The organism is Vreelandella subglaciescola, assembly GCF_900142895.1.
Classification (GTDB): Bacteria; Pseudomonadota; Gammaproteobacteria; order Pseudomonadales; family Halomonadaceae; genus Vreelandella; species Vreelandella subglaciescola.
Window position 1 is genome coordinate 2,730,147 of sequence record NZ_LT670847.1, and the last position, 20,270, is coordinate 2,750,416.

Sequence of the window (20,270 nt, forward strand, 5' to 3'; positions counted from 1 at the left end):
ATCCCGCCTCGCAATGGGAGCGAAATCACTACCCAACTGATTGAAAATCAAGTGCCTTATGCGGCTGCATGGCGCTGAGGTCGTAGCCATCGAGAAGCCAGTTGAGTTCCTGGCCCGAGAGCGTGACAGTATCGCCCTTCAGTCGGTCGGGCCACTTGAAGCGCTCGCGCTCCAGGCGCTTGTACCAGACCACGAACCCGTTGCACTCCCAGAACAGCAGCTTCACCTTGTCGCGCTTGCGGTTGCCGAACACGAACACTGCCTTGTCGAAGGGGTTGAGCTCCATGGCCTCCTGGACGAGCAAGGCCAGGCCATCGATCTGCTTGCGCATGTCGACCGGCTCGCGGCACAGATAGACTCGCAGTCCAGTATCCGGCCGGATCATTGCATCACCTTCACGGCGACAAAGCGCGCTGGCCGATGGCGCGGTGGCACCGATATCCCCTGCACAATGATCCGCTTCTCCCAGGCGAGTAGTGAGGCCAGGTCAAGTTGTTGCTGGGTGGCGTATTCACTTAGCGGCTGCTGCCGGGATGACGCATGAAACAGATGGCCCAGCCAGTAGGCCTGTGTCGATGTCAGCTCATTCATGGTGTCCTCCTTGCTATTGGATGGCACCAGTCTGATCGACGTTATTCAACAGCAAAAGATGGAGTTCGTGGATCGCTTACGGCGGAACAGCTCACCGACCGCAAGATCGACAAGCGCCAGACCGGCCTGTATGTGCAGGATCAGCTGCGTCTCGATGATCGCTGGGTGCTGTTGGGTGGCGTGCGTTACGACCAGGCCAGCACCGATAATCACAACCGCACCGCCGGTACCACGCAACGTGCGGACGATAATCAGCTTTCCTGGTCGGGTGGGGTGATGTACCTCGGCCGGCAGGGCATCAACCCTTACCTCAGCTATACCCAATCCTTTGAACCCCAGACCAGCGTGAATGATGACGGACGGCTTTACGACCCGCTTGAAGGCGAGCAGTGGGAAGCCGGCGTCAAGTTTGCACCGCCCGGCTGGGATGGCTACGTCACGGCGGCGGCGTTTGACCTTGAGCAGCGCAACAGCCTTGTGACCTCGCCCGATGGCGGGCGGCAAGAGCAAAGCGGCAAGCAGACGTCACGCGGGGTGGAGCTTGAGGGCGTGGGTTATCTGACCGATGAGCTCCAGCTAACAGCAGCCTATACGTATACCGACGCGACCAACGAGCAGGGTCAGCGCAAGAGCCTGATTCCCCGGCATCAGGCATCGGTCTGGATGGACTACGGCTTTCATGAGGGGGCACTGCAAGGGCTCAAGCTTGGCGGCGGGGTGCGTCATGTCGGCGAGAGCGTGTATGGCGACATGACGGTGCCGGACTACACGCTGTTCGATGCCATGGCCCGCTATGCGTTTGCCGACCACTGGCGCGTACAGCTCAACGTCAACAATCTGACGGACAAAGAATACGTGGCCAGCTGCGATTACTGGTGCTATTACGGCGAATCGCGCAGCGTGATCGGCAGCGTGCGCTATCAGTGGTAGGCAAACAAATGGTAGGCACACGGCCATGCCGTGGCGTGTCGGCGCAGATCAGCACGCCACGGCAATGCGGTGCTCGCTTTGAGGGTGAGGAATCACCTGCATGGGCAGCCCGTAGATGGCCTCCAGCGTGGCGCCGGTCATGATCTCGCCGGGGCTTCCGTGAGCCAGCTTTTTGCCGCTGTGCAGTGCCAGCAGTTCATCGCAGAAGCGGGCGGCCATGTTGATATCGTGCAGCACGATGATGACGCACAGGTTGAGCTCGTCGCACAGCCGGCGGACAAGCGAGAGCACCTCAACCTGATGGGCAATATCCAGCGCGGCCAACGGTTCGTCCAGCAGCAGAAAGCGGCTTTGCTGGGCGAGCAGCATGGCGAGCCACACCCGCTGGCGCTCGCCGCCCGAGAGGGTATCTACCAAACGGTCGGCAAAGGCGCCGGTGTGACTCAGCGCGATGGCGCGGTCCACGGCGGCCTTGTCGCTTTGGCCATGGCGCCCCAGCAGGCCGTGCCAGGGGTAGCGGCCAAAGCCGATGAGCTCGCGGCAGGTCAGGTTTTCGGCGCTGGGCAAATGCTGGGGCAGGTAGGCCACACGGCGGGCGAACTCGCGTTTTCCCCAGCTGTGCAACGGCCGCCCGTCGAGGCGGATGTCGCCGCGGCTGACCGGCTGCTGCTGGGCGAGCAGCTTGATCAACGTCGATTTCCCCGACCCGTTATGCCCGATCAGGCCGTACATCCTGCCTTCTTCAAAGGTGTGGGTAACCGGCTGCAAAAGCGTTTTTCCGGCAACGTCAAAGGCGGCCTGGTTGACCTCGAACATGGCGGTTTCCTTGGGTTGGCTGTCAGAGTGTTATCGTAAACGAGAATTGTTTGCTTTATCTACCCCGGCGTTGCCAATGACTCTGACGTCGAATCCTTCCTGCGCTGGAATAATGATTTTGTTGAGAATGGTTTTTAGTTAGAATCGTATCCGGCTGGCCGGACCCGGCGCGGCAGCGTTTATTTTCCAAGGATTTAGTGCATGACAAGCCGAGCCGAGGAGCAAAAGTCCCGTTTGCCGAAAGGTAGCGCATGAGTGCCTCAACGCTGCGCCGTGGTTCCCCCGCATGGGCAGGCGGGTCGGCTGTGCTGTTGCTGGCGGCACTGTTCTGGCTCTCTCTTGAGTATCAGGGCGGCGTGGTGCTGGGCATCAAGGCGCTGGTGGCGCCCTCGTTTGAGCAAACCTCAGAGCTGCTGCTGTATTACACCTGGTGGCCACGGCTCGCCGTGGCCCTGTTGGCTGGTGCCGGCTTGTCTCTTGCCGGGGTGCTGATGCAGCAGGTGCTGCGCAATCCGCTGGCTTCACCAACTACGCTGGGCGTGGCGTCGGGTGCCAATCTGGCGCTAATGGCAGCCACGCTGCTGGCGCCGGGGCTTTTGACCCTGGGGCGCGAATGGGTCGCGCTGGCCGGCGGCGGGCTGGCCGTGGGGCTGGTGTTGGCGCTGGCCTGGCGGCGCGGGCTGGCACCGATTGTCGTGGTGCTGGCGGGGCTGGTGGTCAATTTGTATCTGGGGGCGCTGGCGACCGTACTGCTGCTGTTCAATCACGAGGCGCTATCGGGGCTTTTGGTCTGGGGGGCGGGCTCGCTGGCCCAGAACGGCTGGGAAGGCGCGGCGAGCCTGGCGCCGCGTATCGCGCTGGGCGGCGCGGCGGCGTGGCTATTACTGCGCCCCTTGAACGTGCTGGAGCTGGACGATGCCAGCGCCAAAAGCCTTGGCGTATCACTTGCCTATTTGCGTCTGGCCGGTCTGGCACTGGCGGTGTTCATCACCGGCAGCATTGTCAGCGTGGTGGGCATTATCGGCTTTATCGGCCTGGCCGCGCCCAATATCGTGCGGCTGGCCGGGGCGCGTCGGCTGGGTGAACGTCTGTTATGGGGCAGCCTGTTGGGCGCGGTATTGCTGGCCAGCACCGATCTGGTGTTGCAGTGGGCGAGCGATGCGCTGGCGTTGCCGATACTGCTGCCGACCGGTGCGATAACCGGCGCGCTTGGCGCACCGCTGCTGCTGTGGCTGATTCCGCGGCTGAACCTGCGTGCCAGCCAGGCGCCGCAGCCGGCGATGGGTGTAACCGCACGCCATCATGCGCCTGGGCGGTTACTGCGCCGGCTGGGCTGGGCGCTACTCGCGGCGGCGGTGGTCGGGTTGCTGTGGGGGCAGGGCGTTGACGGCTGGTACGGAATTTGGCCGAACGACTGGGACGTGATGCAGTGGCGGCTGCCCCGGGTAGCCGCTGCGGCGGCCAGCGGACTGATGCTGGCGGTGGCGGGCACGCTGCTGCAGCGGCTCTCGGCCAACCCCATGGCCAGCCCCGAGGTGCTGGGCATCAGCGGCGGCTGCGCCATTGCCCTGATGCTGGGGATTCTGCTGCTGCCTGACCCCAGCCGCAGCCTGCTGGTCGGCGTGGGCACGGCGGGTGCGCTGGTGACCCTTGGGGTGCTGGTGGGGCTTAACCGTCGCTCGGGGTTTGTGCCGGAGCGGTTGCTGTTGACCGGCGTGGCCGTGACCGCGCTGTTTGAAGCGGTACGCAGCGTGATTCTGGCCGGCGGCGACCCGCGCGGTCAGCAGATCATTGCCTGGCTGGCCGGCTCCACCTACTACGTTGACGTCCAAAGCGCGGTCATGGTGGGCGTGCTAGCGGCTTTTCTGGCGCTGGCCACGCTGCCGTTTACCCGCTGGCTTGATGTGCTTCCGCTGGGAGAGGCGGCCGCGCGGGCGCTGGGTATCCGGCTTAATCTGGCACGGCTGGTGTTGCTGGTACTGGTCGCGCTGCTGACCGCCTGCGCCACGCTGGTCGTGGGGCCGCTATCGTTTGTGGGGCTTCTGGCGCCGCATATGGCGCGGCTGCTGGGACTTTCTCGGGCGCGCCAGCATCTGTGGGGCGCCGCTCTGCTGGGCATGTTGCTGATGGTGCTGGCCGACTGGCTGGGGCGTCAGCTGATCTTTCCCTACGAAATTCCGGCGGGGCTGGTGGCCTCGCTGCTGGGCGGCGCCTACTTCATGTGGGGGCTGCGCCGGCTGTGAGACAGGTGAGACAGGCAACAGGAGATGAGTCATGAGCCATGCCGCCGCGCTGGATAGCTGCCCGGCAGACCCGCAGCAGGCGCTGTTGGCGCTGTACCGTGCGCCGCCGCTGGACGCGCTCAAGACCCCAGCGTTTGGCCGCCCGCCGGTGCCCACCGTCAGCGCTGCGGCGCTGGCTGACCGCGAGGTGCTGGCCGGCTACCTTCAGCGCTTTGCCGCCGGCTTTGGCGATTCTGTCGACGACAAGGCGGCGGTGTCGATCTGGTCGAAATTTTATCTCGCGGCGGTATCTCTGCCGGCGCTGGTGGCCAATCTGCTGCTGGATGTGTCGCTGCCCGTCAGGCCGGAAGATGCGTGTCTTGAGTTTGACGAGCGCGGGAAAACAGCGCGCCTCTGGCTGGTAGACGGCGGCCGTCCGCTGGATTCGTTGGCGCCGGAAACACGTTTTTCGGCGCTGTTTGACCAGCACTGCGCGCCGCTGATCGAGGCGCTGGCGTCGCTATCCGGCCTGTCGCCCAGAGTGTTCTGGAGCAACCTTGGCCACTATGTGGAATATGCCGCACGTCTCTGTTCGCGCCATCCGGCGTTCACCGGCACCGGCGATGCGCTGCTGGCGTATCTGGATACGCGAGTGCTGCCGGACGGGCAGCGTAATCCGCTCTACCAGCCGGTGCGCTATCTAGAGGTGGGGGCTGATCAGCCGGCCCGGGTGCGCCGGGTCTGCTGCGTCAAATATCGCCAAACCGGCGAGGCATTGTGTGGCAATTGCCCGCTGAAACCCGACAACCGCGCGCTCAGGCATCGCGCCTGAAGTGATGACCGGGCGGCCCTGCCTGTGTTTGTTTTTTGCCCGCTGGGAGGCAAGGTGAAAGAACTGTTTCGTATTATCTGGCGCGATTATCGCGCTGCGTTTATTGGCGTGATAGCGCTCAGTCTGGCCAGCGCTGCGCTGGGCATCGGGGTGATCGCCTTTATCAACCAACGCCTGCTGACACCGCTGGCCGACCCGTGGCAAGTGCTGCCGAAGTTTCTGGCACTGATTGCGCTGCTGCTGGGCATTACCCTGGCCTCACAGTTGGCGCTGACTACGCTGGGCCACCGGTTTGTGTATCAGCTGCGTGGCCGGCTGATCAAACGCATTCTGGATACCGACATCGACCATCTGGAGCAGCTGGGCGGACCGCGGCTGCTGGCGAGTCTGGCGACCGATGTGCGCTACATCACCGTGGCCTTTGTGCGTTTGCCCGAGCTGGTTCAGGGCGGCGTGCTGACCGTGGGGGCCTCGGCGTATCTGGCCTGGCTTTCGCCGCCCCTGCTGGGCGTGATGGTGCTGTGGGTGGCGTTTACCATCGCCGTGGGACTGCGTCTGGTCGCGCAGGTTTACCACCAGATCAGCCGGGTGCGCGATATTGAAGACCGGCTCTACGAGAGCTATCAGGCCGTGATTGACGGGAGCAAGGAGCTGGCGCTCAACCGCGACCGTGCCGAGTGGCTGTACCGTGAGCAGTACTCACCCAACGCGAAAGCGTACCGCCACCACATCACGTTAAGCGATACCTTCCACTTAAGCGCGATCAACTGGTTCAACATCATGATGCTCGGCGCTATCGGGGTGGTGTTTTTTCTGGCCAACGGCATGGGCTGGGCGTCAATTCAGGTGGCCACGACGTTTTCGCTGACGCTGCTGTTTCTGCGTGCACCCTTGATTCAGGCCGTGGGGGCTTTTCCTACCCTGCTCAACGCCCGGGTTGCGTTTGAAAAACTGGAAGCGCTGGCGCTGGCCGACCACACGCCGAAGTTTTCCCCCGTTCAGGCGGCTGACCGGCGCGAGGCGATGGCAGGCTGGCAAACGCTGGCCCTGCAGGCGGTGAGCTACCGTTATCCGGCACAGGAGTCCGGAGCCGGATTTGCCATCGGCCCGTTGAACGTGACCCTTGAGCGCGGCGAAGTAGTGTTCGTGATCGGCGGCAACGGCAGCGGCAAATCTACGCTGGCCAGGCTGTTGACCGGGCTTTATTACCCCGATGCCGGCGTGCTGGCGCTGGATGGCAAGCCGTTGACCGGCGATGACTGGGCGGCCTACCGCCGGCAGGTGTCGGCGGTGTATACCGACTTTTATCTGTTTGATCAGCTGATGGGGCCACAAGGTGAAGCGCCGGACACGCCGCTGGTGCGCGAGTGGCTGTGTTCGCTGGGCATGGAGGAAAAGCTGGCGTTTGACGGCGACCGCGTGACCAGCGTGCGGCTCTCCCAAGGGCAGCGCAAACGTCTGGCGTTGCTGCTGGCGGTGGCCGAGCAGCGCGATGTGCTGCTGCTTGATGAGTGGGCAGCTGATCAGGATCCGCTGTTTCGGCGCGTGTTTTATCACGAACTGTTGCCGCGCCTGCGCGCGCTGGGCAAGACCGTGGTGGTGATCAGCCACGACGATCACTACTTCGGTGCGGCTGACCGCCTGCTGGAAATGCGCCATGGTAAACTTTACGAGCTTGAAGGGCAGGCGCGCGAGGCCGCCAGCCGTGACGCCGTGGCACGCCTTGATGCCGCAGCCCGTGAAACCGATAACGCCTGATTCGGGAGGCGTCAAAGGCCGGTGCCGCTACTGGTAGCCTTTGGCCTGCAGGCGGAACAGGAAGGCGTAGCGGCCATTCTGCTCAAGCAATTCCGCGTGGGTGCCGCGCTCGATAATACGCCCGCGATCGACCACGAAAATTTGCTCGGCGCTTCTCACCGTCGAGAAGCGATGCGAGATAAGAATCGTCATCTTGTCGCGGCTGTGCTCGCGAAAGCGCGCAAACACATCGGCCTCGGCGGCGGGATCCATCGCCGCGGTGGGTTCGTCGAGCACCAGAATATCGGCGTTCTGGCGCATATACGCCCGGGATAGCGCAATTTTCTGCCACTGCCCGCCGGAAAGCTCCTGACCGTTTTTGAACCAGCGCCCCAGCTGGGTGTGATAGCCCTCGGGCATCTGTTGAATAAAGTCGTCGGCCATGCCGTGGCGCGCGGCGTCTTGCCAGCGTGTTTCATCGTTGAACGCGTGGGTATCGCCGACGCCCAGGTTTTCGCCCACCGGCAGCTGGTAACGCACGAAATCTTGAAAAATAACCCCGATACGCTCGCGCAGCGCGATGGCGTCCCAGTCGCGAAGATCGGTGCCGTCGAGCAGAATGCGCCCGCGCGTGGGCGCATAAAGCCGCGTGAGAAGTTTGATCAGCGTGGTCTTTCCCGAGCCGTTTTCACCCACCAGCGCCAGGCTCTGGCCCGGCGCGATATGCAGCGAAATCTCGTGCAGGACTTCTTTGCCGCCGGGGTAGGCGAAGCTGACGTCTTCAAAGCGCAGGCCGTCGCCGGGCGCCATACCCTGGGTTTGTGTGCCGGATTCCGCCTCGACGGGATGCTCCAGATATTCGTACAGATTGGACAGGTAAAGGTTGTCTTCGTACATCCCGCTGATCGCCGTGAGACTCGCCGACAGCGCGCCTTGCCCCTGCTTGAACACCATCAGGTACATGGTCATCTGGCCCAAAGACAGCGTGCCCATGATGGTTTCGACCACCACCCAGCCGTAGGCGGCGTAAAACGTCAGCGTGCCCAAAAGCCCCAGCGCAAAGCCCCAGCTCTCGCGGCGCAGCGTCAGCCGGCGCTCTTCGGTGAACAGGCGGGTGAAAATCGCGCGGTAGCGCTGGAGAAACAGCCCCTCAAGGCCAAACAGTTTCACTTCCTTGATGCTGTCTTCCCGGGCGAGCACGGTTTCCAGATACATCTGCATGCGCGACTGGGGCGAGCGCCAGCGGAACAGGCGGAAGGCATCGCCGGAGAACTTGGCCTCGGAGATAAACACCGGCAGCGCACCGATTATCAGCACCAGCAGCGCCCAGGGCGAAAACTGCACCAGCAGCACGCCAAAGCTGGCCAGCGAGATCGCGTTTTGCAGCAGCGCAAACGTCTTGTTGACCAGCCCCAGCGGGCGGGTTGAGGCTTCGCGGCGGGCGCGGGTGAGCTTGTCGTAAAGCTCGGAATCTTCGAACTGGCCAAGCGACAGGGTACCGGCTTTCTCCAGTATCATCACGTTGACGCGGTGCCCCAACCGCGCGCGCAAAAGCGACTGCTGGGCGGCAAGCCCGCGCTGGGCAAGCGCAATCAGCGCGATAATCGCGCCCTCAAACGCCACCAGCCACAGCACCGGAGTCAGGCTCTGGTGAAGCGGCACAGGTGCGTCGGCCTGCTGTGCCTCCATCGCCGCGACCACGCCGTCAACAATCAGCTGGCCCACCCAGGCCGCTACCGCCGGCAGCACGCCGGCTACCAGCGTGCACAGCGCTAAGCCCAACATCATGGCGCGCGAGGTTTGCCAGACCAGCAAAAGCGCCCGGCGGCTGTAACGAAACACGCCGAGAAAGCCGCTTACGGGAGCGGCAGCAGTGGGGCGATGGCGTGAAGCATGAGAAGAAGACATTCGTCGGTACCCGCCGGATTAACGCTGAGCCAGCTGCTGGCCCGCCGCGCCGTTGCAGCTTAGCTGCGCCGAGCTTGCCAGCCATTCCGCATCGGGATAGTAGGCAAACACGTACTGCTCGTCTTTCAGGCTGTCGATCAGCGGGTAGGTGACCTCCGTGCGTACTGCCGGGCAGCCGTGGCTGCGCCCCAGCCGGCCGGTCTTGTCGATAAACGCCTCGCTCACGTAGTCGGCGCCGTGAATCACGATGGCGCGTTCAAACGCCTGATCGTTGACGTCGGGCTCAAGGCCGTCCAGACGCAGGGAATAGCCATTGCGTCCATAATAACTGTTCATGGTACGAAATAGCCCCAGGCTTGATTGGTGGCTGTCCGGCGTGTTGGAAAACGCCGTGGCCAGCGCGTTGCCCGAGCCCTGCCCGTGGGAGACCAGCTCCTTGAACAGCAGCTGGTGGTGCTCGAGATCGAACACCCACAGGCGCGGCTTGGACGACGGGCGCGAAAAATCGATCAGTGCCAGCCGCTCGGCGTCAGGGTCGGCACAGCCCAGCGCCTGAGCGGCCATACGTAGCGCCTGAGGCGTTGCCTCGGGGGCGAGCTGCTTGAGCTGATGGTGGAGCGGCGTGGTGCCGGCGGACGGCAGCGCCGTAACGCTTGAAAAGAAATTGGCGGCTTGCAGTGGTAACGTAACAACACAAAGGGGCAAGCTCAGCAACAGTGCCGAGGCTTTTAAACGTAACGCCATGGACATCATCCTGATGGTGATCAATAAACGGTAAAAGCAGATTAAAAAATACGCGGCGCGCCTGCCATGATCCGCATCATGACAACGGCAGGACGTCATCGTAACGCAAGGGGAAGGCGATGAATAAGACTCGGCCAGGAAAAAGGCAGACGCCGTGGGTGAAAACCGGGGGCCTTGCCGCGTTGGCGCTCAGCGCAGCGCTTGCCGCCTTGCCGGTGGCCGCGCAGACGCTGCCGGAAAATGCGCTGGAACACTACATCGCCACGGCCGAGGCACGGAGTGACGCGCTGCCGGTCGCGGCGTTTTACCAGCGTTTGCAACAACGGCCGGCGTGGCAGACGCCCGAGCGGGTAGAGGCGCTGGTGAGTGCGCTGGAAACGCTAAACGAGGATGGTCTGGATCCCGCCGACTATCTGGAGGAAGCAGGTTCCGGGGCAACGCTGATGCAGGCGTTTGAACGCAGCCAGTCGGGCGATGCGGTGGCCCAAGCCGCGTTCGACGTGCGCGCCACCCGGGCGCTGCTGTTGGCGCTTGAGCACCTTCAGCGCGGCCGGTTAACGCCCAATGAGGTGGAGCCGGGCTGGGAGACACCACCGCCGAGGCGGTCGTATTCGATGGCCCGCGTGGCCAATGCAGTGACCGACGGCAAGGTGAAGGAAGCGCTGGCGTTGGCCCGCCCGGATACCGCCGCTTACCGGCAGCTGCGCGAAGCGTTGGCGGACTATCGCGCGCTGGCGAGCCTGGCGCGCCAGAGTAATGTGCCGCTGGTGCCTGCGACTGACGACGGCCTACGCCGCGGCGACGAGCAGGCTGACGTGGCAACGTTGCGCCGCCGCCTGGCGTATTGGGGGATGCGCGACGTGCTGTTCGGCGACCCTGAAGCCTACGCCCGCATTGACGTCGAAGCGCCGCCGCTACAGCGCTTTGACGCCGCGCTCGAGGCCGCGGTCAAGCGCTTTCAGCGCCGTCACCTGCTCAGCGCTGACGGCGTGGTAGGGGGCAAGACGCGCCGTGCGCTCAATGCCACATTGTCTTCTCATGTGGATGCGCTGCGCGCCAACCTGGAGCGCGCCCGCTGGATGCAGCCCATCATGGCGCGTCGTCCGGGCGTGTGGGTAGATATCGCCGGCTACCGCATGCACTACACGCGGCCCGACGGCGAGCGCTGGTCGTCGAAAGTGATCGTGGGTTCCGCGCGGCGCAAAACGCCGGTGATCCATTCGGCCATTACGCATATCACCGTGAACCCGACCTGGACGGTGCCGCCCACCATATGGCGCGAAGACGTGCTGCCTAAGCTCAAACGCGACACGGGTTATCTGGCCCGGCGCAACATGCAGGTGCTGAGCCTCGACGGCGCGCGGCTCGATCCCGACGCGATTGACTGGCAGGCGCCGGGCAGCGTGATGCTGCGCCAGTCGTCGGGGCCGCGTAATCCGCTGGGGCGTGTGGTGGTGCGTTTTCCCAATAACCAGCTGATTTATTTACACGATACCCCCGCCCGTGGGCTTTTTTCCCGTGACCGGCGAGCCCTGAGCTCCGGCTGCGTGCGTGTCGAGGGCGTGCACGAGCTGGTACGTATGCTGCTGGCAGACACCCATAGCCGCTACCGGCTTGATGAGTTGTTACGGCGCGGCAAGAGTGATTTAAACGTGCGCCTACCCGAGCGCGTCCCCGTAGCGCTGGTGTATCTAACCGCTTGGCCCGATGCGACGGGCGAGGTGACGTTCCGTCCGGATATCTATCGGCGCGACGGTGCGCTACTCAACGCGCTTTAGCCACCGCGCTTGACGCCCTTCTTACGTCCACGCAATAAAAAGCGCCGCTCCTTGACGGAGGCGGCGCTTTGCTAGCAGGAAAGAACTAGTAGCCGAAAGGTCGCACCGAAACACGTGTTAGCCGTCGTCGCTGCCGTTATCTGAATGGCGGGAGGTGGCGACGCTGACCGTGCCGGTATCGCCGCTTTCAAGCGCTGCAATCATCGGTTTGGCATGCTGCTGGAAAGCCACCAACGAATCGCCGTGCAGGCGCGTGTTCTCCGGCAGTTTGACCTTCATGGCGTTGGTTGGGGCGTTGTTGACGTGAACTTCGTAGTGCAGGTGCGGCCCGGTACTGCGCCCGGTGTTGCCGGAAAGAGCGATACGGTCGCCCATTTCTACCCGATCGCCCTTTTTTACCAGCGCTTTGGAAAGATGCAGATAGCGGGTGCGGTAGCCGTTATCGTGGCGGATGACCACGTAGCGGCCGGCGGCGTAGTGCTTGACCGAGCGTTCCACCCGGCCACCGGCAGGAGCGGTGACCGGCGTGCCGATAGGCATGGCAAAGTCAGTGCCGTTATGCGGGCTGGTACGACCGGTGATGGGATGCTTGCGGTTGGGGTTGAAGTTGGAGCTTAGCCGATAGCTGCCGTCGAACGGGTAGCGCGAAAAAGCGGGATCGAGGCTGTGGCCATCCGGCGTGTAGAAGGTGTCGTTCATGGCACTGCGCACCAGCGTCAGATCCAGGCGCTGGCCGCGGTATTTCACCGCTAACACCCGGGAGTCCAACGTCTCGTCGTCGATCATGTCGGACTCGACAAGCACCTGAAAGTCATCGCCGCGGCGGCTGTCGCGACGAAAATCAAACTTCTTTTTCAGCAGGTGGGTCAGCTCGGTGACGGCACCGCTGCTCAGGCCGGTGGCCTCGGCCGAACGGGCAAAGCTACCGCTAACGCTACCGGCATAAAGGCGCTGAACGGGCTCACCTTTGCGTTCGATGGCCTTGACCTCAAGATCGCCCCCTTCCTGGCGATTGATGAGCACGCCGGCACGGATGTTTTTCATCATCTTCAGCGTCAGTAACTTGCCGTTTTTGTCGACCTGGTAGTCAAAGCTCTGGCCGGCTCGCCAGCGGGTGAACATATGCGGGTCAGGCAGTTCGTCAAGCAGGCCCAGCACTTCGCTGTAGCCCATGCCCAGCTCGTTCTTCGCCATGATCGCGAAGGTTTCGCCGGTGTTGACGATGTGCGTTTTCCACTGGGGCACATAGGTTTTTTGCGCGGCAATCTCCAGGGGTAAAAAGGACACCTCATCAAAATTGTCGATGCCGTAATCTTCATAGGAAGTGGCATCGGCGACGGGCGCTTGTGCGTCAGTGGCGCTGACGCTGTCGGCCGCGAGCATACCGCTGCCAAGCGTGCCGATGACGATGGCGATATGACGCGCACCGTCATCCAGGCGTGCCCCTGTGTTGGCGGCCAGGCGGTCGGCCGGTAGCGGCCGAGGAGCCTCAAAGGTGCTGGCCGTGGCGCTGTCGATAACGTCCAGATCAATGATTTCGGAGGCCTGAAGCTCGCTCAGGGGGATTTTGTCGCGGGTGGCGTCAAGCAGGCGTGAGGCGTGGTCGATCGCCGTGGCGACAGGCGTTTTTGCCTGGGCCAGTGACGGCACGCCTGGAGCAGCGTCGTCTGCCAGCGGCACGAACACGCTTTCTACCGACGCTCCTGATTGACTGTGATCGTGATAGGTCGTGAGTAACTTTTGTGCGCCCAGCACGGTGACCATCGTGGCCACCGGTAACAGTAAAAATTTATGCGTGCGGGGCAGCGAATGAAGGATTCGCAACATGAGTAAAAGGGCCGCCAAGTCTTGTAAAAAAAGAAAACATATACGAAATAAGCCTCAGAACCTTACCCCATGCGGGAAGGGGTGCATAGACTGTACGTTCATACACAAAGGCGGCATTTGATACAAGAGTAGAACTGGCGTTGGATATAGCTATTTTGGAACACTGTTTGTTAACGCTGAAAATGAAAGATAGCGCGATGTATGGCGTTTTATTGACCGGCACCAACGCGGCGCATTGACTTTTTTGGCATGCTGGTCGCGGTTTTGTCAGTCAGTCTTTTTTGAAAGAAGGCTTTTTTGTGTAAAAACGCAGCGTCGCGCTTTGGCGCCAAGGAAAGTGAAATGTCGCGTGTCACTCTTGCTCAGTGGCAAATGCTTGCCGCGGTGGTGGACCACGGCGGGTTTGCCCGGGCAGCTGAAGCCGTACACAAAAGCCCCTCTACGCTTAATCACGCGGTGCACAAGCTGGAAGAGCAGCTTGGCGTGCAGGTGCTGGAGCCGGCCGGCCGGCAGGTGCGCCTGACCGACGCTGGCGAACTGCTGTTGCGGCGCGCACGCCAGCTGGTAGAAGGCGCCGCCGCGCTGGAAGACGTTGCCTCGCGTCTGGCATCGGGGCTGGAGGCTGAAGTGGTCGTTTCCATCGACCAGATTTTCCCCGAAGCGGCTCAGGCCAGCGCTCTGGAGCAGTTTTCCCGGCTTTATCCGCAGGTGCGCGTCCAGCTCCATGAAAACGTGCTGAACGGCGGCATCGAAATGCTTCAGGCGGGGCGCGCTGATCTGGTCGTGACCGGCCTGCAGGCGCAGGGGTTTCTGGGCGAGCCGCTGGGCAGCGTGCGCTTTGTGGCTGTGGCGCATCCCCGGCACTCGCTGCACCGTCTGGGGCGGCGGCTGGACCTGCGCGATCTGGCCCAGTATCGCCAGCTGGTGGTGCGCGATTCGGCCTTGAGTCAGCCGGCCAGTGCGGGTTGGCTCAAGGCCGAGCAGCGCTGGACGGTCGGGCACCTGAGCACCTCGCTGGATATGGTCAAGCGCGGGCTGGGGTTTGCCTGGCTGCCCGAAACGCGTATTACCGGAGCGCTTGAAAGCGGCGCGTTAAAGGCGCTACCGCTGACCGCCGGCGGCGTGCGCCACGTGCCGGTGCAGCTTTTTTACAGTGATCGTGACCGTGCCGGCCCCGCTACTCAGGCCGTGGCGCAGGCGCTGCGTCAGGCGGTAGGAAAGCCCGTCGGCGCGCGCTCGAAGCGGTCTCACGCGAGCGGCTGACAACGGCGAATTTTGTGAAGGAGGCAGCATGGGATTATTGATCAACGGCGAGTGGCACGATCAGGGTTACGAGACCCACAAGCACGGCGGCGAATTTGTACGCGAGTCGGCCAAACTGCGTGATTGGATCGGCCACGACGCGCCCCCGGGGAGCCAGGCGCTTGAGCCCGAGGCCGGGCGCTATCATCTGTATGTGTCGCTGGCCTGCCCGTGGGCGCACCGCGTTTTGATTATGCGCCAATTGAAGGGGCTGGCGCCGCTGATCGGCGTATCGCATACCAGCCCGCTGATGGGGGAGAAAGGCTGGACCTACCGTGAAGACGAAGGCTCAAGCGGCGATGCGGTTAACGGCGCGGCGTATCACCACGCGCTGTATACGCTGCACGACGGCCATTACACTGGCCGCGTCACCGTGCCCATGCTCTGGGATAAAAAGCGCGGCGCCATCGTCAATAACGAATCCGCCGATCTGGTGCGGATGCTGAATACCGCCTTTGACGACCTGACCGGCGATACCCGTGATTTCTATCCGGCAGCGCTGCGCGAGACGATTGACGCGGTCAATGCCGACGTCTACGAGCACATCAATAACGGCGTCTATAAAGCCGGTTTTGCCACTCAGCAGCAGGTGTATGAAAAGCACGTTCAGGCGCTTTTCGCGGCGCTGGAACGGATGGACGCGCGGCTGGGCGAGCAGCGCTATCTGGCCGGGGAATGGCTGACCGAGGCGGACATCCGCCTGTTTACCACGCTGATACGCTTTGACGCCGTGTATCACGGCCACTTCAAATGCAATCTCAAGCGTATTGAAGATTACCCCAACCTGTCGCACTACCTGCGCGAGCTTTATCAGTGGCCAGGCGTTAGCGAGACGATCAACATGGCGCACATACAGCGGCACTATTATTTAAGCCATGTTTCGATTAACCCCAACGGCATTGTGCCGGCGGGACCGCTGCTGGGGCTTGAGCGCGCCCACGACCGCGCGCGCCTGCCCGGGCGGGGTGTTTTCCAGCGCGCCTGACGGCCATCAAGACAGCAAAAAGGGCACCCCTCGGGGTGCCCTCCATTTTACTGCTGTCTAACGAGAGTCTTAGCCATTAATAGATGCTGGCTCTCAGGCCTTACTCGGTTGCGTCAGACGCAGCGTCCTGGGTTTCTTCGCTCATGTCAGACGCAGCGTTCTGGGTTTTCTGCCAGGCGTTTTTGGCGCCTTCACGGGTAGACTGCCAAGCGCTTTCAGCGCCGGCCTGGGTGGTCTGCCAGGCATCCTGTGCGTTGGATTGTGCCTGTTCCCACCAGTCGTGGTTATACGCCGGGAACTGTGCGACTTCGTCGGAGGTGGCGTCGATCATCACGCGATGCTCGGTATCGCGATCACCGTCGTCATCTTTCTCGGTGTAAGTTTCAAGAGCGAAATAGTCGGTGCCGACTACCATCTCGCGGCCGCCAAGGCCGAGCACTTGACCACTTTCCACCACGAGGGCAGAGACTTTCATCTGCTCGTCGAACAGGATGTCTTCGACTTCGCCGATCGGCTCGCCTGAACCGTTAACAATGTAGGCGTTGGCATCAAGAATGTCGTCAGCGGCATACATGCCCTGCGGCCCGGTTTGCGCGTTTTGCTGCTCGGTTTGCGCCTGTGCGCCCAGCGAGAAGCTCAATACGGAAACGCCCAGTGCTGTCATCAGTGTATTCTTGCGCATAGCTCAACTCCTTTTTACGTGATCTGTCAGAAACGTGTTACGTGATCTGTCAGAACCGTTTATCAGAACGGTTTATCAGAACCGTTAAAAACGCTACAGCACCCAAGCTAGCAGTCTGTCGGACTTGATGTTGATAAAGGCATTGAGACGTAGGTCTTTCAACCATCCCTTATGTTGGTGATGGTATATGACCCTTAACCTGCCCCTCGGCTTCTACTCTGCGAGGTGATTATCCGTCGTTACCGGCTGAGCGCTACGCGCCTCAGCCCGCTGCCAACCGGTGCATCCGTTTAATGTTCCATGCCATGGTGACCAGCCGCCACTCACCGCTGACATTCTCCAGCCCTCGCAGCGAGACCTGCCGGAACCCCATCACGTGTTTAATGATCCCGAAGACCGGTTCCACGGTATGTTTACGCAACGCGTAAAGCGCTCGCCCCGCCTGTGTCTTCAAGTGGTGTGCCATTTGCTCAACAGGCTCCTTGCTCGCTGGAGTAGGCGGGTCAGCGGCAAAGCGCTCAAGGACCGGGGGATGGTGGACATCGCGCTTCATTGCTATCAGAGGCTTGATACGGTGGTCGTGGCAGGCTTGAACATTGGCAGCACTGAAGTAGCCGGTATCGGCCAGTAAGTGGTCTGGTTTTGCTAACGGTGCGGGGAGTCTCGCCAACGCCGTCAGTAGCGGCATGACCTGCTGTTTGTCGTTGGTCGCTTGGGTGACATGGGTATGAGTCACCAGCATGCTGTCAGTATCGACTGCGGCCTGGGCGTTATAGCATTGATCGAAGCCCTTGCCTGTGACCGGCATGATGCGTGACTGCGGATCAGTAAGGTTAACCTGATCTTTGTCACGCGGGCCACCTGTTGGCGGTTCAGGGTCACGTCCGCGAGGTTTCTTTCCCGTCTTCCGCTGCGCATCACGCCGTGCCACCTTTTCCTGGTAGGCCGCTTTTTCAGCGGCCTCACGCTCCTTGGCCCGAGCCTCGATCTTGGTCTTCGCTACGGCGATCGCTTCCAAGCGTGCTTCACGCCGGGCTATCTCGGCAGGAATATCCATGCCGTCGGCCGCGTCATCCTTGTCCGCCGATGCAGCCCGCTGGGTCAGCGCCTTCACCTCAGCCTTGAACTGCGCCTCCAGTTTCTTGGCATGACCATATGACAATGCCTTGTGCTTGCTGGCATTGGCGTTGAGTTTGGTGCCGTCCAAGGCGATGGTGCCGAGCGTGAGTAGCTTCATTTCTCGGGCCAGCAGCAGAACTTGAACGAACAGCTGCTCCAGTTCCGGCAGAAAACGCCGACGAAAGGTAGCCAGGGTGTCGTGATCGGGGTGGGTGTTGGCGGCCAAATAGCGAAACGCCACCGAGTCATAGGTGGCACGCTCAATCTTGCGACTGGAGACCACGCCGGTAGCGTAGCCGTAGACCAACAGGTTCAGCAGTACCGCGGGATGATGGGCCTTGGAGCCCCGGCCCGCGTAACGCCGAGTCAGGGCTGAGAGGTCCAGTTGCTCGACGACATCGACGACGAACCGCGCCAAGTGGCCATCCGGCAACCACTCGTCTACCGAAGGCGGCAGTAAGTAATCGGTCTGACGGTCCACAGGGATAAAGCGGCTCATGGCGATGTTCTCAGTTCGGGGTGACAGCGGTTAGTATCTCACGGTGCGGCGGAAAGTCCGACAGACTGCTAGACTAACCTTGGGCTGATGCAAACCCTTGAATACGCAAAAAAGATGAAAGCGTCGCGCGCCCGACAGGGGAATGCTCACAAGAAAGCAGATGAAAAAAGCTGGCGCACCGGCCGCGGCGGTGATAGGATGCGCGTTCCTCGCATGTGTTGACCCCTCCATCACGACGTAGCGCCGGCTTGTTTATGCCAGGCGTGTGAAGAACATCGGCCAATAGCGGATGTTTACTGATGTGAAGATGGCGCGCTTTTTAAATTTCACCACACGGGTGAAATTAGCGCAGAAGGTCGCCACAGCGGTTGGTTTGTTTTAGTGATGCCAACCGTATGCCTGGTGCGACCGGCGTCCCCGACTCCTTGTTTTCGACTCTTATTGATCTGTTGACTGCCTGCGCCCTATGCCGCGGCAGCGCTTGAACGCTTTGTCTGGCCCTTTTGGGTCGGCGTTCAAGGCCAGAGTCAGGGACGCTTTTGATGATTTTTTGCCGGTATTGCCGGCCTACCAAGGTGTGATTAATGACCTCGACTTCCGTCGCTTCGCCGAGTTTTGGCGATCTTGCTCTGTTGCCTGCCGTTTTGTCTGCCGTTGAAAGCCAGGGCTACAAAGAGCCTTCGCCGATTCAGGCGAAAACCATTCCCGCGCTGCTTGAAGGCCGGGACATGCTGGGTCAGGCCCAGACCGGCACGGGTAAAACCGCTGCGTTTGCGCTGCCGCTGCTGACACGTCTGGATATGACGCGTCGCGAACCGCAGGTGCTGGTGCTTGCCCCAACCCGCGAGCTGGCTCAGCAGGTTGCCGTTTCCTTCAGCAAGTACGGCCAGAACATCAAGGGACTGGAAGTTGCCACGCTGTGCGGCGGTCAGGAATACCGCGAACAGCTGGGCGCCCTCAAGCGCGGCGCACAGGTCATTGTGGGTACGCCGGGCCGGGTGATTGATCACCTTAACCGTGGCAGCCTGAAGCTTACCGGCCTGTCTGCGCTGGTTCTGGATGAAGCCGACGAAATGCTGCGCATGGGCTTTATCGACGACGTCAAGCGCGTTGTCGCCGATACGCCGAAAGACGCACAGCGCGTATTCTTCTCGGCAACGCTGCCCAGCGAAATCGAGCGTATCGTCAACCGTTACCTGGTTGATCCGGTTAAAGTGGTGATCGAATCGCGCACCACTACCGGCGAGAACATCGAGCAGCGCGTCGTCCGTGTGGACGGCGGCGCCAAGCTGGAAGCGCTGTCGCGGATTCTGGAAGTCGAGCCGGTTGATGCCGCTATCGTGTTTGTGCGCACCCGTGCGGCCTGTACCACGCTGGTTGAGCAGCTGACCGCGCGTGGCGTCAACGCCGCCGGCCTGTCCGGCGATCTCGACCAGAGCCTGCGTGAGCGCACCATCACGCGCCTCAAGCGCAGCAAGGTTGATGTATTGATCGCCACTGATGTGGCCGCACGTGGCCTTGACGTGCCGCGTATTACCCACATCATCAACTATGACCTGCCTCAGGACAGCGAAGCCTACACCCACCGCATTGGCCGTACCGGCCGTGCCGGACGTAGCGGCATCGCGATCACCTTTGCGGGCTTCCGCGAAGGCCGCAAGATCGGCTGGCTGGAGCAGGGCACCGGTCAGAAAATGACCGACATGCCGCTGCCCGACGAAGCCGTGATTCGCGCTCACCGCGATAACGTTTTCCATCAGCGCGTAGTGGCCTCGCTGACCCAGGGTGCCGACGAGCAGCGCGCCCTGATTGAGCGGCTGGTCGAGGAAGGTCACGATCCCATCGCACTGGCCTGTGCCTTTGCCCAGATGGCCCGAGCCGACGAAGCACCGATTGGTCGTCTGCAGGCGCCGCGCAAAGAGCGCAACCCGCGTGAAAGCCGTAACAGCAGCGGCCCGCGCCGCGACAGCACCCCGAGCGAAGGCATGATCCGCTATCGTGTTTCGGTCGGCCACAAGGACGGCGTGAAACCCGGCCAGCTGGTTGGTGCACTGGCCAACGAAGGCGGTATCGAGGGCGCACGCATTGGCCGTATCGATATCCGCAACGCTTTCTCCGTGGTTGAACTGCCCAAGGGCCTGCCGGCGTCGATTCTGTCCAAGATGTCGCGCGCCAAGGTATCGGGCCGTCCGCTTGAGATCAGCGAAGACAGCGGTTCGGATCGTGCTCCGCGTCGCCGTAACGACGGTGATGCTCCGGTTCGCCGCCGCGAACGCGCCTGAGGCACTCGTTGCCCGA

Annotated in this window: 16 protein-coding genes; 8 read left to right on the forward strand and 8 right to left on the reverse strand. The window is 62.0% G+C overall.

The window, feature by feature from the left end:
* Positions 1–28: 28 nt before the first annotated feature.
* Positions 29–385: an IS66 family insertion sequence element accessory protein TnpB gene (gene tnpB, locus B5495_RS12730; RefSeq protein ID WP_079550639.1), complete on the reverse strand. Its 357-nt coding sequence runs from the start codon at positions 383–385 to the stop codon at positions 29–31.
* Entirely contained in the window at positions 382–591 is a 210-nt protein-coding gene (locus tag B5495_RS12735) for a hypothetical protein (protein ID WP_079555090.1), read from the reverse strand. The genes tnpB and B5495_RS12735 overlap by 4 nt, the downstream gene beginning before the upstream one ends.
* Here B5495_RS12735 and B5495_RS12740 point away from each other — a divergent pair.
* Positions 550–1,521, forward strand: coding sequence for a TonB-dependent siderophore receptor (locus B5495_RS12740; protein ID WP_269457137.1), 972 nt, complete (start codon positions 550–552; stop codon positions 1,519–1,521). The two genes, B5495_RS12735 and B5495_RS12740, sit on opposite strands and share 42 nt — an antisense overlap.
* 48 nt (positions 1,522–1,569) lie before the next feature.
* On the opposite strand, the gene B5495_RS12745 is transcribed toward B5495_RS12740, so the two are convergent.
* Positions 1,570–2,337 carry an ATP-binding cassette domain-containing protein gene (locus tag B5495_RS12745; protein ID WP_079554283.1) on the reverse strand — a complete coding sequence of 256 codons (768 nt, stop codon included), beginning with the start codon at positions 2,335–2,337 and terminating at the stop codon, positions 1,570–1,572.
* Positions 2,338–2,588: 251 nt separating this feature from the next.
* On the opposite strand from B5495_RS12745, the gene fhuB reads away from it, so the two are divergent.
* Genes fhuB through B5495_RS12760 form a run of 3 tightly spaced genes read left to right on the forward strand, consistent with a single transcriptional unit; the run spans position 2,589 to position 7,149 of the window.
* Positions 2,589–4,580 carry a Fe(3+)-hydroxamate ABC transporter permease FhuB gene (gene fhuB / locus B5495_RS12750; protein WP_079554285.1) on the forward strand — a complete coding sequence of 664 codons (1,992 nt, stop codon included), beginning with the start codon at positions 2,589–2,591 and terminating at the stop codon, positions 4,578–4,580.
* 31 nt (positions 4,581–4,611) lie between these two features.
* Complete coding sequence (gene fhuF, locus B5495_RS12755; protein WP_079554287.1) at positions 4,612–5,391, forward strand: siderophore-iron reductase FhuF; 780 nt, start codon at positions 4,612–4,614, stop codon at positions 5,389–5,391.
* A gap of 54 nt (positions 5,392–5,445) precedes the next feature.
* On the forward strand, positions 5,446–7,149 hold the full coding sequence (locus B5495_RS12760; RefSeq protein ID WP_079555092.1) for a multidrug ABC transporter permease/ATP-binding protein: 1,704 nt from the start codon (positions 5,446–5,448) through the stop codon (positions 7,147–7,149).
* 27 nt (positions 7,150–7,176) lie between these two features.
* On the opposite strand, the gene B5495_RS12765 is transcribed toward B5495_RS12760, so the two are convergent.
* Complete coding sequence (locus B5495_RS12765) at positions 7,177–9,036, reverse strand: ABC transporter ATP-binding protein (protein WP_079554289.1); 1,860 nt, start codon at positions 9,034–9,036, stop codon at positions 7,177–7,179.
* A gap of 18 nt (positions 9,037–9,054) precedes the next feature.
* Positions 9,055–9,780 (reverse strand): murein L,D-transpeptidase catalytic domain family protein, encoded by a 726-nt coding sequence (locus B5495_RS12770; protein WP_079554291.1) that lies wholly within the window; start codon positions 9,778–9,780, stop codon positions 9,055–9,057.
* A 119-nt stretch (positions 9,781–9,899) separates the two neighbouring features.
* Between B5495_RS12770 and B5495_RS12775 the strand changes: the two genes are divergently transcribed.
* Positions 9,900–11,558: a L,D-transpeptidase family protein gene (locus tag B5495_RS12775; protein ID WP_079554293.1), complete on the forward strand. Its 1,659-nt coding sequence runs from the start codon at positions 9,900–9,902 to the stop codon at positions 11,556–11,558.
* Positions 11,559–11,675: 117 nt separating this feature from the next.
* Here B5495_RS12775 and B5495_RS12780 read toward each other — a convergent pair whose 3' ends face one another.
* The gene (locus B5495_RS12780) at positions 11,676–13,385 is read right to left on the reverse strand and encodes a peptidoglycan DD-metalloendopeptidase family protein (protein WP_079554295.1); all 1,710 of its coding nucleotides are present in this window, start codon (positions 13,383–13,385) and stop codon (positions 11,676–11,678) included.
* Between the two features lie 342 nt (positions 13,386–13,727).
* On the opposite strand from B5495_RS12780, the gene B5495_RS12785 reads away from it, so the two are divergent.
* The gene (locus tag B5495_RS12785; protein WP_079554297.1) at positions 13,728–14,648 is read left to right on the forward strand and encodes a LysR family transcriptional regulator; all 921 of its coding nucleotides are present in this window, start codon (positions 13,728–13,730) and stop codon (positions 14,646–14,648) included.
* A 28-nt stretch (positions 14,649–14,676) separates the two neighbouring features.
* Positions 14,677–15,672 carry a glutathione S-transferase family protein gene (locus B5495_RS12790; RefSeq protein WP_079554299.1) on the forward strand — a complete coding sequence of 332 codons (996 nt, stop codon included), beginning with the start codon at positions 14,677–14,679 and terminating at the stop codon, positions 15,670–15,672.
* 100 nt (positions 15,673–15,772) lie between these two features.
* Here B5495_RS12790 and B5495_RS12795 read toward each other — a convergent pair whose 3' ends face one another.
* Together B5495_RS12795 and B5495_RS12800 are read right to left on the reverse strand one after the other, a co-directional pair.
* A complete protein-coding gene (locus B5495_RS12795) occupies positions 15,773–16,354 on the reverse strand; it encodes a PRC-barrel domain-containing protein (RefSeq protein WP_079554301.1) in 582 nt (193 codons plus the stop codon).
* A 262-nt stretch (positions 16,355–16,616) separates the two neighbouring features.
* Positions 16,617–17,972: an IS1182 family transposase gene (locus B5495_RS12800; RefSeq protein WP_079551616.1), complete on the reverse strand. Its 1,356-nt coding sequence runs from the start codon at positions 17,970–17,972 to the stop codon at positions 16,617–16,619.
* Positions 17,973–18,556: 584 nt separating this feature from the next.
* Between B5495_RS12800 and B5495_RS12810 the strand changes: the two genes are divergently transcribed.
* Positions 18,557–20,254: a DEAD/DEAH box helicase gene (locus B5495_RS12810; RefSeq protein ID WP_079554303.1), complete on the forward strand. Its 1,698-nt coding sequence runs from the start codon at positions 18,557–18,559 to the stop codon at positions 20,252–20,254.
* The last annotated feature ends 16 nt before the right edge of the window (positions 20,255–20,270 follow it).

Coding starts and splice junctions, on each gene's coding strand:
- B5495_RS12780 (WP_079554295.1), bottom strand. CDS start 13,385: ATGTTGCGAATCCTTCATTCGCTGCCCCGCACGCATAAATTTTTACTG.
- B5495_RS12735 (WP_079555090.1), bottom strand. CDS start 591: ATGAATGAGCTGACATCGACACAGGCCTACTGGCTGGGCCATCTGTTT.
- B5495_RS12800 (WP_079551616.1), bottom strand. CDS start 17,972: ATGAGCCGCTTTATCCCTGTGGACCGTCAGACCGATTACTTACTGCCG.
- fhuB (WP_079554285.1), top strand. CDS start 2,589: ATGAGTGCCTCAACGCTGCGCCGTGGTTCCCCCGCATGGGCAGGCGGG.
- B5495_RS12810 (WP_079554303.1), top strand. CDS start 18,557: ATGACCTCGACTTCCGTCGCTTCGCCGAGTTTTGGCGATCTTGCTCTG.
- B5495_RS12740 (WP_269457137.1), top strand. CDS start 550: ATGGCCCAGCCAGTAGGCCTGTGTCGATGTCAGCTCATTCATGGTGTC.
- B5495_RS12795 (WP_079554301.1), bottom strand. CDS start 16,354: ATGCGCAAGAATACACTGATGACAGCACTGGGCGTTTCCGTATTGAGC.
- B5495_RS12765 (WP_079554289.1), bottom strand. CDS start 9,036: ATGTCTTCTTCTCATGCTTCACGCCATCGCCCCACTGCTGCCGCTCCC.
- B5495_RS12745 (WP_079554283.1), bottom strand. CDS start 2,337: ATGTTCGAGGTCAACCAGGCCGCCTTTGACGTTGCCGGAAAAACGCTT.
- B5495_RS12775 (WP_079554293.1), top strand. CDS start 9,900: ATGAATAAGACTCGGCCAGGAAAAAGGCAGACGCCGTGGGTGAAAACC.
- B5495_RS12790 (WP_079554299.1), top strand. CDS start 14,677: ATGGGATTATTGATCAACGGCGAGTGGCACGATCAGGGTTACGAGACC.
- tnpB (WP_079550639.1), bottom strand. CDS start 385: ATGATCCGGCCGGATACTGGACTGCGAGTCTATCTGTGCCGCGAGCCG.
- B5495_RS12770 (WP_079554291.1), bottom strand. CDS start 9,780: ATGGCGTTACGTTTAAAAGCCTCGGCACTGTTGCTGAGCTTGCCCCTT.
- fhuF (WP_079554287.1), top strand. CDS start 4,612: ATGAGCCATGCCGCCGCGCTGGATAGCTGCCCGGCAGACCCGCAGCAG.
- B5495_RS12785 (WP_079554297.1), top strand. CDS start 13,728: ATGTCGCGTGTCACTCTTGCTCAGTGGCAAATGCTTGCCGCGGTGGTG.